This window comes from Kitasatospora sp. NPDC057965 (assembly GCF_042887135.1).
Classification (GTDB): domain Bacteria; phylum Actinomycetota; class Actinomycetes; order Streptomycetales; family Streptomycetaceae; genus Kitasatospora.
Window position 1 is genome coordinate 78,045 of the sequence record NZ_JBHVPZ010000028.1, and the last position, 12,719, is coordinate 90,763.

11 protein-coding genes are annotated in these 12,719 nt (G+C 72.5%); 2 read left to right on the forward strand and 9 right to left on the reverse strand.

Annotated elements, in window-relative coordinates:
* Window positions 1-83 precede the first annotated feature (83 nt).
* The 6 genes from ACFVVU_RS30135 to ACFVVU_RS30160 all read right to left on the reverse strand — a co-directional run bounded on the left by ACFVVU_RS30135 (window position 84) and on the right by ACFVVU_RS30160 (window position 6,972).
* Window positions 84-1,325 carry a tyrosine-type recombinase/integrase gene (locus tag ACFVVU_RS30135; protein ID WP_387793401.1) on the reverse strand — a complete coding sequence of 414 codons (1,242 nt, stop codon included), beginning with the start codon at window positions 1,323-1,325 and terminating at the stop codon, window positions 84-86.
* A 345-nt stretch (window positions 1,326-1,670) separates the two neighbouring features.
* A complete protein-coding gene (locus ACFVVU_RS30140) occupies window positions 1,671-1,904 on the reverse strand; it encodes a helix-turn-helix domain-containing protein (RefSeq protein WP_387793403.1) in 234 nt (77 codons plus the stop codon).
* Window positions 1,905-3,093: 1,189 nt separating this feature from the next.
* Complete coding sequence (locus tag ACFVVU_RS30145) at window positions 3,094-4,407, reverse strand: DUF3987 domain-containing protein (protein WP_387793405.1); 1,314 nt, start codon at window positions 4,405-4,407, stop codon at window positions 3,094-3,096.
* The gene (locus ACFVVU_RS30150; RefSeq protein ID WP_387793407.1) at window positions 4,407-5,078 is read right to left on the reverse strand and encodes a hypothetical protein; all 672 of its coding nucleotides are present in this window, start codon (window positions 5,076-5,078) and stop codon (window positions 4,407-4,409) included. Before ACFVVU_RS30150 ends, ACFVVU_RS30145 begins: the two co-directional genes overlap by 1 nt.
* Before the next feature lie 612 nt (window positions 5,079-5,690).
* Window positions 5,691-5,963, reverse strand: a complete 273-nt coding sequence (locus ACFVVU_RS30155; RefSeq protein ID WP_387793408.1) for an excisionase family DNA-binding protein — start codon at window positions 5,961-5,963, stop codon at window positions 5,691-5,693.
* 118 nt (window positions 5,964-6,081) lie between these two features.
* Window positions 6,082-6,972: a hypothetical protein gene (locus ACFVVU_RS30160; protein ID WP_387793410.1), complete on the reverse strand. Its 891-nt coding sequence runs from the start codon at window positions 6,970-6,972 to the stop codon at window positions 6,082-6,084.
* A 342-nt stretch (window positions 6,973-7,314) separates the two neighbouring features.
* On the opposite strand from ACFVVU_RS30160, the gene ACFVVU_RS30165 reads away from it, so the two are divergent.
* Window positions 7,315-8,442, forward strand: coding sequence for an XRE family transcriptional regulator (locus ACFVVU_RS30165; protein ID WP_387793430.1), 1,128 nt, complete (start codon window positions 7,315-7,317; stop codon window positions 8,440-8,442).
* On the opposite strand, the gene ACFVVU_RS30170 is transcribed toward ACFVVU_RS30165, so the two are convergent.
* The gene (locus ACFVVU_RS30170) at window positions 8,426-9,229 is read right to left on the reverse strand and encodes a GntR family transcriptional regulator (RefSeq protein WP_387793431.1); all 804 of its coding nucleotides are present in this window, start codon (window positions 9,227-9,229) and stop codon (window positions 8,426-8,428) included. The two genes, ACFVVU_RS30165 and ACFVVU_RS30170, sit on opposite strands and share 17 nt — an antisense overlap.
* A gap of 243 nt (window positions 9,230-9,472) precedes the next feature.
* Between ACFVVU_RS30170 and rlmN the strand changes: the two genes are divergently transcribed.
* Entirely contained in the window at window positions 9,473-10,573 is a 1,101-nt protein-coding gene (gene rlmN, locus ACFVVU_RS30175) for a 23S rRNA (adenine(2503)-C(2))-methyltransferase RlmN (RefSeq protein ID WP_380690387.1), read from the forward strand.
* A gap of 46 nt (window positions 10,574-10,619) precedes the next feature.
* On the opposite strand, the gene ACFVVU_RS30180 is transcribed toward rlmN, so the two are convergent.
* Window positions 10,620-11,771 carry a hypothetical protein gene (locus ACFVVU_RS30180; protein WP_387793413.1) on the reverse strand — a complete coding sequence of 384 codons (1,152 nt, stop codon included), beginning with the start codon at window positions 11,769-11,771 and terminating at the stop codon, window positions 10,620-10,622.
* Window positions 11,772-11,782: 11 nt separating this feature from the next.
* The gene (locus tag ACFVVU_RS30185) at window positions 11,783-12,547 is read right to left on the reverse strand and encodes an ABC transporter ATP-binding protein (RefSeq protein ID WP_380682737.1); all 765 of its coding nucleotides are present in this window, start codon (window positions 12,545-12,547) and stop codon (window positions 11,783-11,785) included.
* Window positions 12,548-12,719: the final 172 nt, after the last annotated feature.

Genomic DNA, 12,719 nt, shown 5'->3' on the forward strand with positions numbered 1-12,719 from the left:
GGGGCGGCGACGGAGGGCCCTCTACCTGCGACTTTCCCGCGTGTAGGGGGCCCTCGCGCGTCTTCCGGGCCGTCCCTGGGCCGTCAGGTGGTCGGTTCGCCCGGCAGGAACAGCCGGTCGACGGCCTTCCGGGCGCGGTCCTGGCTGTTCGGCATGAGATGGGCGTAGACCCTGAGCGTCAGGGCCGGGTCGGCGTGGCCCAGGTAGTCGCTCACGGCCCGGATGCTCTCCCCGGCGTCGAGCAGCACGGAGGCGTAGAAGTGCCTCAGGGCGTGCATGCCGTGCTCCCTCGCGGAGGCGTAGGCCTCGCCGGGACGCGGCGTCGGGATGAGGCCGGCCGCCGCGAGCGCGGGCTTCCAGTCCTGCAGGTTGAAGTTGCTCCGCCAGACCAGCCCGTCGGCCGTGTTGCTGAACAGCAGCCGGAAGGTGACCGGCGGCCCGTCCGGGGTCTTCCACGGGAGTGTGACCGGTACGGGCTTGCAGCCGTCCATGTGGGCCCGGACGGCGGCAGCCACGGAGCTGGGGAGCGGCACGTCGCGTTCCTTGTTGCACTTCGGCGGAGCGAACACGGCCTTCCCCCGGATCTGCTTCACCTGGCGAAGCACGTGGACGGTGCCCGTCTCGAAGTCGAGTGCGTCGTCCTCCGCCAGGCCGACGATCTCGCCCTGCCGCAGTCCGCACCCGGCACCCAGGTCGGCCATCGCCCGGTATCGCTCCGGCAGCGCGCCGCGTACCGCGAACACCTGCTCCGGGAGCCAGGGCACGACGCGGCGAGTCTCGACGGCCGGCGGGCGGACCGACGCCGCGCCGCACGGGTTCCGACTAAGGAGCCCGTCGTCCACGGCGGCCGACAGAACGGCCCGGACGTCCGAGTAGATGTTCCGGGCGTACCCGCCCGAGATCGGGCTCTGCTCCAGCTCCTTCACCAGCTCCTGGATGTGGGAGGGCCGGAACGAGTCGAGCGGTCGGCGGCCGATCCGGGGGAACGCGTGCAGCCGCAGCCTGGTCTCCACCAGTACCTGACTGGCCGGGTCGGTGGTCTGGGCCTTGAGCCACCGCTCGGCGAACTGCTGGAACGTGGTCCTGGACGCCTTGGGGTCGAGGTACTGGCCGCGCGACATGTCGGCCTCGATCCGGGCCAGCCACTCCTCCGCCAAGCGCTTCTGGCGGTCGGGGAAGCTCTTGCTCTTCTCTGCGCCGTCGGGCCCAACGTAGCGGGCGCGGTAGCGCTTGCCGGTGCCGTATCGGTCGGTGCGGACGCGGTGGGGTTTGCCGTCGGGGCCGTTCTCGGTCTTGTACCAGCGGTCTTGGATGTGGCCGGCCATGGGCCGCTCCTTGTGGTGGTGGTGACGGTGAGTGGTCGCTGTGGGCGTCTGCGAGCTGTATGGGGCATACGGCTGCGTGGGGCACACAGAGCGGGATTCGGGGCCGAAACCGGGGTTTGTGTGGGCCTGTATGGCCCATACGGTGTGTGGGTCACACGCCCCACACGGGCAGGTCAGAGGGCTACACAGGCCTGTGTGGGGCTACACGCGGCGTGTGACCCTGTATGGGGCTTGCTGTGTGACCCTGTATGGGGCCCATACGGTGACGCTGCGTGGCGATTGAGAGGCCTGCGGGGCGTTCTCGGGTGGCGGACGCGGGCGGGCGCCTGCCACCCGGCGATCGGGCTAGGCGGCGGTCTGGTGGGTCTGGTCGGTGACCCATTGGGCGACGGCGTCGGGGTGGTAGCGGAGGTGTCGGCCGACGCGGAAGCCGGGCGGGCCGGTGTGCTTGCGGCGCCACTGGTAGACGGTTTCCAGCGGGACGCCGAAGAGGGAGGCGATGTCCTCGGGGGTGAGGAATCGGGTGGGCAGGGGGACCGTGGTGGGCGGGTTGTCGGGCGGGGTGCGGCGGTTGGCCAAGGTCTCCTCCAGGGGCGGTTGGGCTGTCGTGCCACCTGTCGCCTCACCTGTCGTGTGGCCTGTCTGTCACCTGTCGCCTGTCACCTGTCTGTCGCCTGTAAGGCGCAGGTCAGGGGTGTGTTTCGGGGCTGTGGAGCCTGTTTCGGGGTGGGGATGACAGGTGACAGGTGACAGGTGACAGGTGGGTGGTGGGGCTGTCGTCTCGCTTGTCGTGTGGCTTGTCGTCTGCCTGTCTTGTCGCTTGTCTTGTCGCTTGTCGTCCTGCAGGTCGGAGGGGGTTTCCGGGGTCTGGGGGCGGATCGGCGGGGGTGAGGCGACAGGCGACAAGACAAGCGACAGGTGAGCCGGCGGTCGGTCTGGCTGCGGTGGGTGACGGCGCTGGGGGTGCCAGGGCGGGTGTCAGAGGTGTCAGGACCGTCAGGGCGGGTGCCGGGCGAGATGTCAGGACCGTCAGAACGGGCCGATGGGGTGGGTCGGGGGTGTCAGGACCGTCAGGGTGGGGTGTCAGGGGCGTCAGAGTGGGTGTCAGGTGAGGTGTCAGGCACGTCAGATCGGGGTGTCAGACGCGTCAGCTCGCGCGCGCGTGCGCGTTACCCGGGGAAATCGGGCCCGCTGGGTGTCAGACGGTTTCTGACACTTGGCGTCTGACGGTTGGCCGCTCTCTTGCCGTGACGCTATGTGGCGGCTGGGCGGCCCTCGCGCGTACGCGTGCACGCGTGCTTGGGGCCCTCGGATGCACATGGCGGGCGCGGTTTGTGAGCGCGAAGCGTCACGGAGGCCGGTCCGATGGGCGTCCGGCGGGCGCTGAAGAGGCCACCTGGCCGGCGGGGCGTGGGGTGGGTTCTTCCGGCCGACCGGGCCTTGGTGGGGAGCGGGCGCGGGGTGTCGTGGCGGTGGGTGGGGTGTCCAGTTTTGTGGACGGCCGGACGGTCGGGGTGCAGGTGTTGGTGGTCATGGTGGTGATCTCCGTCGGGTCGGGGGTGGTCCGGAAAGGCCGGAAAGGCCGTAAAGGGTTCTGAGCTGGGGTTTTGCGTGGCGGAAAGTGGTCCGGAATGGTCCGGAAAGGGTCCGGGAGGTTCGGGGCGGGCGGGGGGCGGACGGCTTTGCGGACCATTCCGGACCACTTTCCGCCAGCCGTTTCCGCAGGTCAGATGGCTTTCCGGCCTTTTCGGCCTTTCCGGACCGCCTGTCAGGCGGGCGGGGCGTAGAGGTAGACGGTCTGCTGGCGTCCGCCGGTGGAGAGCTGAGCGGCGGCGAAGCCGGGCAACTGGCACAGGCGGGCGGTGACGTCGGCGCGCTGGGTGGCGTTCAGCCGCTTCAGCAGCACCTGCACCTGCGACTGCGTCATGCCGGAGGGCCCGGCGGTCTTCACCGCGTTCAGCAACTTGTCGAGGTGCGGGTCACCGGTGCTGGCGGCGGCCGTCGGACCGAGGATGTGGGCGGCGCTGGCCCGGCCGTAGCGGACCAGGGCCCAGGCGGCGCGCAGGTGGTGTTCGGCGATGCGGTCGGTGTGGTCGAGGAGGGCGTAGACCATGGCGGCGCGCTTGGCGTAGGGGGCGGCGCGGGCGGTGAACTCCGCGATCGGGCCTTCGTCCCCCTCGTCGCCGCACAGCGCCGGGTACACCTCGTCGCGCCAGAGCTGGGCTGCCTGCTGGTCGAGCTGGACTTCGCCGACGCGGCGGGCGTCGGTGAGGACGGTCTTCCACGCGGTGGCGAGGTTGTCGATCAGCTCGTCCGGGGCGCCCTGGCCGTCGGGGTCGAGGAGGTTGCGGTGGACGAAGACCGGCAGGAAGCGGTTGTAGGTGCCGCCGGCCATCTCGGCGTCCTGCATCTTGGCCCGCAGCTCGCGCGGGGAGATGTGGCCGATGACGGCGATGTGCGGGGCGGTGGCGTGCAGGGCGTCCCGGTTCATGACGCCCAGGTCCTCGCCGTTCCACGCCTGCCGCAGGATGCCGCTCAGGGACGAGCCCTCGCGCCGTCCCCGGGCCATGGTGACGCCGTACTCGGACTCCACGACCCACAGCCGCTTGTCGGTCACGCCGGGGTCCTTGTCGCCGTCGCCGTCGCGGACCATCTCGATCAGGCCCTCGCCGGAGGACAGGCCGGAGCGGGTGTTGCAGGCGATGAACTCCGGAACGGCGGCCTTGAACAGCCGCTTGGCGGTGTTCGTCCCGGCCCCCTTGCGCCCGGCGGCGGTGGCGCCGACCGTGAGCGCCCAGATGAGGGCGGGGTGGCGGTCGTTGCCGATCCACATGAACGGCCCCGGGCCGATCGCGGCCCCGCCGGCGGACAGCAGGTTGACCAGGATGCCCACCGGGTCGGCCTCGGTGGTCGGGTCGAGGTCGCGGACGGTGGAGCCGACCCACCCGCAGAACACCTCCGGGTCCGGCACCGGGCCCGGCCGCTCGGGCCGGACGGTGCCGGGGGCGGGGTCGTACAGCGGGTTCTGCCGGGTCTGTGGTCGGCCGTCGGCGGGGGCGGCGAGGTGGAGTTCGACGGGCATCAGGCGCTCTCCGCAAGCTGGGTGGCGGTGGTGGTGTCGGGGAGGTCGGCCTGCCGGCCGTCGCGGTGGTGGCGGTGCCAGCCGGGCTGCCCGGGGATCGCCACCGGCGGCCACCCGGGCGAAGCGCTCACCGGCCGGTGGGCGGCCTTGGCCGCGCGGGCACGCTGCTCGGCCAGCTCCAACGCGGTCGGGTGGTTCGACCAGGCACGCACCGTGCGCACGAGGTCCTTCCACGCGGCTTCGTCCTCGGCCACCCACGCGGCGCGGGCCCGCTCGCCGAGCACCAGGTCCGTGCGCAGCCGGGCGTGGATCGCCTCCGGGGCGCCCTCGGCCTGCTGGCGCCAGGCTTCGGCGGCCGTGATGAGGGCGGCTTCCCGGCGCGGGTCGGCCGGCGCCAGGGCGGCGAACGCGGGCGATCCGTACTCGGGGATGCCGAGGGGCTGGCCCCACCGGTCGAACACCACCGCCGGGCTGATCCTGCGGATCACGCTCAGGAAGCGGTCGGCGGCCCACCGGGCGGTGGAGCGGTGCGCGTCGCGGACCGGCGCCGGGAGGGCGATCGGGTCGGGCAGGGCCGTTTCAACCGCGTCCGGGTCCGCTTCAGCGCCGCCGTCCGGCGTTTCAGCGGCACCGGCGGAGGGGGTGTTCACCGGGTGCTCACCGGCGCTCACGGCGGTGTGTCCACCGCTCACGGCCGGGCCCGTTTCAGGTGCGCCGGGCGCCGTTTCGAGGGCGCGGGCCGGAGCTTCAGCCGCACCGGTGAACGCTTCGGCGGCGGGGTGAACGGGGCGGTGAGCACCGGGGTGAGCGGCGCTCACGGCCGGGCCGGTTTCACGTCCACGGGCGGCCGTTTCAGCGGCGGGGGGCGGGGTTTCGGCTCCGGGTGGTGGTGGTTCGGGGGCGCGGGAGTCGGCCCCGTTCTGGCTGGTCACAGCTACTCCTGCAAGGGTCGGGAGTCGGGCTGGAGTCGGGGGGATCACCGGTGAACGGCCGGGATGTTCACCGGTGAACGCGGTTGTGTGCCGGTCGGTGCGCGGCGTCTGGTCGGTGGGCGACCGAGGCTTGGGGGAACGGGGCGGGAACGCTTCCCGGAACACGGGAACGGTCGGCGGGAACGCCGGGAACGGTCCCGTGAGCGGCGGTGAGCACCCGGGTGTTCACCGCCCCACGCGTGCCCCTGAAGGCCGGTCGGTCGTGGTTGAAACCGGGCCGCGAGGGCCAGCCGTCGGCCGTCGGCCGGTCGGGCCGGTGAGCACGCGGTGAGCGGCGGTGAGTGCGGGGGGTCAGGAGGTGAGCACCCCGAGGCCGATCGGGATGCCGAGGGCCTTGAGGTAGGTGCGGAAGGCGGAGCGCTGGACGCGGATCATGCCCCGGCCCCGGCCGACGCGGTAGGAGACGAGACGGCCGTCCTGGATCTCGCGGTAGACGGTGTCGTCGGACACGCCCAGGGCGCGGGCGATCTGGCGGACCTTCAGCGGCTCGTCGCTGGCGTAGTCGGCGAGCGTGCTGATCGAGGCGGTGTTGGCGGTTTCGGTGAAGTCGACGGGAGCGGGCACGGCGGGGTACTCCGGGTTCCGGGAGGCGCCGGCGGGCTGTCGACCGGCGCGGGGGTGGCGGTGGGAGAGGCGGGCGCGGGCGCTGCGGAAAGCGGCAGTGGGCGCGGGCCGGGGAGGGTCAGACCGGGCAGCCGTCGGCCGGGAAGAAGCCGGCCGGGACCAGGACGCGGCGGGTGTAGACGGTGCGCTCGGCGATGCGGCCGACGGTGGCGAGGTGGCGCAGGTGCAGTTCCGGGCTGTCCGCGACGACGGCGCCCAGGAAGCGCTCCCCGGTGTCGGTGAGCACGACCAGCGGCGTGGCCAGCTCGTGCTTGAGCGTGGCGACCTCGGTCACCGAGTCGCACAGGCGCCGACGGTTGAAGTTCGGCAGGAGCCGCTTCAGCTCCGCCCGGCGGATGCGCTCGGCGGGCGTGGACGGCTTCGGCCCGAACGCGCTCTGCTCGCGGGCCAGTTCCTCGCCCAGCTCCTCCAGCACCGCGACCGGCACCATGGCGGCGCCCTGCGCGATCAGGAGCGACAGCTCCTCGGGCTTCATCGGCGCGGCCAGGTAGTCGTCCTGCCGCATGGTCGGGAACGCGTCCTCCCCGGCCAGGTGCAGGGCCACCGCGCGTTCGTGGCGCGTCATCGGCCGGGACTCCGCGTTGGTGTACCAGTAGCCCATGACCACCTCGTGGGCCAGCCCCCAGGCCCTGGCGACGTCGTGGTGGTGCCACGCGGTCGGGTCGAGGTGGACCATGTCCCGGGCGGCGGCCTGGATGCCCTCCAGCCCGTAGGCCTCCAGGGCCTTGGTCAGCGCCAGCGTCAGGACGTTGATCGACGGCTTGTGGCCCGTGACGATGTGCTTCATCTCCAGCAGCGCGGTGGCGATCTGGAGCCGGTTCAGCGCGATGCCCTCGATCTCGACACGCGGGTACCGCTGGCCCGGCAGACGCCGGTCAACGACCGACACCCCACCGGAAGCCGGGACCTCGACGGAGGCGACTCGTGAAGTGGTGAGCGTGGCGTGCATGATGGAACTCCCTTCACTGGGGAGTGGGGCGGCGGCTTTCTTGGCGGATGGGCGCCGCTCCACTGCGTCTACCTGGGCTTTCACGGGCACCCCCGAGGGAGCGACCCGCCTCTCAACTGGTGCGCACCAGTAGTTTGCAACTGGTGCGCACCAGTGTCAAGTGTTTCCCTGTCGGCCCGTCAGTTCTGGCCGCACCTCTATGGAACGACGTGCGCCAACGACCCGGTAGCCAGCGGGGGTTAACCCGGTTTTGTTAACCCGCCATGGGGGAGTTCTACGTGCGGCATGCTGAGTACGAACATGCCGACCACGAACGGGCGTCACCACGGCAGGGGCAGGCACATGGGACAGCGTCTAAGGGAGGCCCGCAAGCAGCGCGGCTGGTCTCAAGAGCGGTTGGTCCGGGAGATCAGCCGGTATGCCGAGCAGCACCTCACCGACGTGGCTTCGCCGGCCAGCCTCAAGGTCTACGTCTCCGAGTGGGAGAACGGGCGCCGCGCGGTCTCCAGCACGTACGCGCTGATCCTCCGGGCGCTGTTCGGGAAGACCGATGACGAGCTGTTCGGAGCCCCGGAGGCGAGTGCCCCCGACGCCGACGGCTACGACGAACTCATCGGCCGGATCGACTCAGCCCGCAGTCTGAGCCTTGGCATGGTGGACACCTTCCTGAACCAGACCGAACTTCTCCGTAGCTTCGATCGGCAGATGGGCGCCGCCGCTCTGGTCGACCAGATGCGGGCCCATCTCGACGCGTTGGAAGACGCGCTAACGTTCGCCGTACTCCCTGACGCTCGTCGGCCGGTGGCGACGGCGCTGGCGGGCGCGGCCACGCTCGCGGCCTGGCAGGCCTTGGACGTCGGGGCGGTGGAGCGCGCATGGCGCCACTACGAGCTGGGCAAGCGGGCGGCGGCCGAAGCCGAGCAGCCCATGTACCTCGCGCACGCCATGGCGGAACAGGCGTACGTCCTCGCCGATGCGGGCCGCCCGGAAATGGCGGTGGACCTGGTGCGCGATGCTCAGCGGACCGGCGGGACGAAGGTGTCCCCGCGGCTTGCTGCGTGGCTGTTTGCGGCAGAGGCAGAGCTGTGCGCGAAGGCGGGTCTCGCTCGTGACTGCCGCGATGCGCTGGAGCGCGCGGCGGCTGTGCTGCCCGCTGGCGACGAAGCACGCGACCCCGACATGCTGAGCATCTTCCTGAACGCGGGCCACATGGCGCGCTGGCGCGGGAACGCCCTCGCCATGCTCGGCGAGGACGACGCACTTGCCGAGCTGTACGTGGCCCTTGAACGGATGGATCCCGCGTTCACGCGGGCGACGGCGGGCCTGCGGTGCGATCTGGCACAGGCGCACCTGGCGCGCGGAGAGTTCGGCCAGGCGAGAGAGCACCTGCAACAGGCCCGCCTCCTCGCGAACCGCACGGGGTCGGTTCGGCAGAGGAGGCGGATTGAGCGTCTTACCGGGCGCCTGTAGGCCGCTGAGAGCGGTTGGCCAGCAGGTGGAGCAGGGCGACGAGCGTTCCCGACCCGAGCAGCTCGTCACGGGCGATGAGGCCCGGGACGTCGGCCAGCGGAATCCACTCGATCAACCCGGCCTCTTCCGCGTCCGTCGGCTCGCCGACGAGCGTTGCGCCCCGGGCCACGAAGATTTCGTGAGGGGAGTCCACCATGCCCACCATCGGTTGGTAGGTGACCACGTGCTCAACCGTGGCCGGCCGCCAGCCGGTCTCCTCCTCGACTTCACGGGCCGCCGCCGCAGCGGCGTCCTCGCCCGCGTCCACGATCCCGCCGGGAAGCTCCCACCCGAACCGGCCCGGAACGAACCGGTACCGCCAGAGCATGAGCACGCGGTCCTGGTCGTCCACAACCGCCGTGATGGCCACGTGCTGGAGCCGGACGACGTGGTGCTCGAAGCGTTCGACGCCCGGCGGCTCCACATCGACCAGGGCGAGTTTGATCCACTCGTTGTCGTACACCAGGCGCTCGCCGTGGATGCGCCACGGCTCCAGTTCGCCGTGCGGCGCGGTGACCGTCGCGGCGGCCGGCTGCTCGGCCGCGCTGACGTAGTAGCCGCTCCCGTGCTGGGCGACGACCAGCCCCTCGGCGGCGAGCTTCGCCAGGACGAGCCGGACAGTGGTCCGACCAACGCCCAGGTCCGCCGACAGCATCCGCTCGGACGGCAGCTTGGCGCCCTCGGCGAGTTTGCCGGACCGGATCCACTCCCGGATGGTCTCTTCGATCTGCTCGGTCTTCCCGCCCATGCCCTCTCGCACTCTCCCACCGTCGGCGACTGGCGCGCGCCAGTCTAGGCGCATCGATGCATTCTTCATGGTGGTCTTTCTCATGTCAGACCGGGTGGCTCCCCCTGGGCCGTGATGCCGTCGGCCGGGCCGTCTGTGGGCCGTCCGGAGGTGGCCAGCGATGACAAATGACGGCCAGCACTGACCGCTCACTCCCTTGTGAGGAGGGGGTCAGCATCCGGCGTCTGCGACACTGGATGGACCATGCCTAAGCCCGGAGAACTCACCTTTGTCGCGCCGCGCGGCGCCAAGCCCCCGCGACACCTCGCCGACCTGAGCCCCGCCGAGCGCAAGGAGGCCGTCGCCGAGCTGGGCGAGCAGCCGTTCCGCGCCAAGCAGCTCTCCAACCACTACTTCGGCCGGATGTCGAACGACCCGGCGAGTTGGACGGACATCCCCGCCGCCAGCCGGGAGAAGCTCACCGGGAGCCTGCTGCCCGAGCTGATGTCGGTGGTCCGGCACGTCTCCTGCGACGACGACGCCACCCGCAAGACGCTCTGGAAGCTGTTCGACGGCACGCTCGTCGAGTCGGTGCTGATGCGCTACCCGGACCGGGTCACCATGTGCATCAGCTCGCAGGCCGGCTGCGGCATGAACTGCCCGTTCTGCGCCACCGGCCAGGCGGGGCTGACCCGCAACCTGTCCACCGGCGAGATCGTCGAGCAGATCGCCGCCGGGATGCGCGCGCTCAAGTCCGGCGAGATCCCGGGCGGCGAGGCGCGGCTGTCCAACGTGGTCTTCATGGGCATGGGCGAGCCGCTGGCCAACTACAACCGGGTGCTGGCCTCGATCCGCCGGCTGACCGACCCGGCGCCGGACGGCTTCGGCCTCTCCCAGCGCGGCATCACCGTCTCCACCGTCGGCCTGGTCCCGGCCATGCACCGGTTCGCCGACGAGGGGCTCAGCTGCCGCCTGGCGCTGTCGCTGCACGCCCCGGACGACGAGCTGCGCGACGAGCTGGTGCCGGTCAACACCCGCTGGAAGGTCGCCGAGGTGCTGGACGCGGCGTGGAACTACGCCGAGAAGTCCGGCCGCCGGATCTCCATCGAGTACGCGCTGATCAAGGACATCAACGACCAGGCGTGGCGGGCGGACCTGCTCGGTCGGCTGATCAAGAACCAGCGGGTGCACGTGAACCTGATCCCGCTGAACCCCACCCCGGGTTCCAAGTGGACGGCCTCCCGGCCCGAGGACGAGCGCGAGTTCGTCCGGCGGCTGCAGGCGCACGGCGTGCCGACCACCGTTCGCGACACCCGCGGGCAGGAGATCGACGGCGCCTGCGGCCAGCTCGCGGCGGCCGGCTGATCGCAGCGACGGCCCGCGGTCCGCGAGCTGCGGACCGCGGGCCGGGTCAGCGCAGCCCGGCGGCGGCCAGGGCCGCGGTCGCCCCACCGGTGACCAGCAGTACGGTGCCGGCCATCAGGGTCCGCAGCACGACGGCGCCGAACAGCAGCCGGGGCGCCGCGCCGAGCCGCAGCAGCGCCTCGCCGACGCTCCGGCGGGCGGCGCGCAGCTCGGCCAGCCGGACGGCCACCGCGCCCGCCGCGCAGCCCAGTACCAGTCCGGCCTCGATCGCGGGCAGCAGGTCGGCGCTGCCGGGCTCGCCGAGCCAGTAGCGGACGGTGGTGAGCACCAGCGCGAGCGCCAGGGTCAGCACGGCCAGCGGCGCCCCGAGGCGGCGGGCCTGCGCGGTGAGACCGCGTCCGGCGAGCAGCCGCAGCGGGGTCGGCCGACCGAGCGCCAGTAGCCGGCCGGCCCAGCCGAGCAGCGGGCCGGTGAGCATGGCGAGGCCGAGCGCGGAGGCCGCCCACCCGCCGAGCGCGGCCGTGCTGGTGGTACCGAGCCCGGCCGGCAGGTGGACCGGACGGCCGTCGGCCGCGGCGCCGGGGCGCAGTGCGATGAGTTCCAGGGCGAGGCCGATGACGGCCAGGCCGATCGGCAGCGCGAGCCGCCACGGACCGAAACCGGTGGGCTCGGGGCGGGAGCGACCGGGCAGGGTCTCGGCGTGCGGGACGGCGCCGGCCGCGGCGAGGCCGGCGGTGAGCGGGACGAGCGCGAGCAGGACGACCGGCGCGGCCGCCGGGAGGGCCACGCCCATGCCGAGTTCGTCGGCCAGCGCGGGTCCGGCGATGTCGTTGCGCAGGACCAGGAAGAGCAGCAGGGTGAGGCCGGCGCCGGTGCCGCAGGCGAGCGCGACCTCGCCGGCGATCAGGGCGCGGATCCGGCCGGCCCCGGCTCCGGCGGTGGTGAGGCCGGTGATCCGGTCGGCCCGCCGGGCGGGCAGCGCCCGGGCGGCGACGGCGGCGAACCAGGCGACCGCGGCCAGCGGCGGCAGGCACCAGAGCAGCCGGACGAGCGCGTCGGGGCCGGCGGCCGGGTCGCTCATCGCCCGGCCGAGGGCGCGCAGCAGGAAGGCCGCGACGACCGCGCCGGCCAGGGCGGTGACCAGCCAGCGGCCGAGATCGAGGGCCCGGTAGCCGCGGACCAGACGGAGATAGAACACCTCGGCCCCCCTCAGCGGCCGGCGGCCGGGACGGCGGTGACCCCGGCGGTGCCGGCGGCGGTCCCGGTGGCGGCGGTGCGCGGCACGGGCGTGACCGGGCCGGTGAGGCGTCCGTCGACGAGGGCGACGGCACGGTCCGCGTACCGGACGAGCTCGGGGTCGTGGGTGGCCAGCACGAGGGTGAGCTGGTGGGAGCGGGCCGCGCTGGTCAGTATCCGCAGGACCTGCTCGGCGGTGTCGCGGTGCAGCGGGGCGGTGGGGTCGTCGGCGAAGACGACCGTCGGGAGCGGGGCGAGGGCCCGGGCGACGGCGATCCGCTGGCGCTGGCTCTGCAGCAGCCGGTCGGGCCGGACCTTGGCGAGTTCGCCGATGTCCAGGCGCTCCAGCCACTCGTCGGCGGCGGTGCGGGCGGCCTTGCCGCCGGCACCGGCCAGCAGCAGCGGCAGGGCGACGTTCTCCCGGGCGGTCAGTTCGGGGACGAGGTGCGGCTCGGAGCCGACGAAGCCGAAGCGGTCGCGGCGCAGCCGTTCCCGGCCCGCCCGGCCGAGGGTGTGCACGGGGGCGCTGTTGAACCAGACCTCGCCCTCGTCGACCGGGAGCAGCGCGGAGAGGCAGCCGAGCAGGGTGCTCTTGCCGGAGCCGCGCGGGCCGGTGACGGCGAGGACCTCGCCCTCCCGGACCCCGAGCGAGACGCCGCGCAGCGCGGGGGTGCCGCGATGGGACTTGACGATCCCCCGGGCCCACAGCACGTCGTTGTCAGGAGGGGCCGCTGCCATGAGGTTCCGTCCTGGGGGGCCGCAGGGATATGACAGTCGTCAGATTAGAACGATCGGGCCTGGGCGCGGGCGCGGCACACTGCTCCATCCGGGGCAAATCACCCTTAATCAGGCGTGTTTGATCCGAAGTGCGGTCCGATGAACGCACTGCCCGGCGGCCGTTGGACGGAAC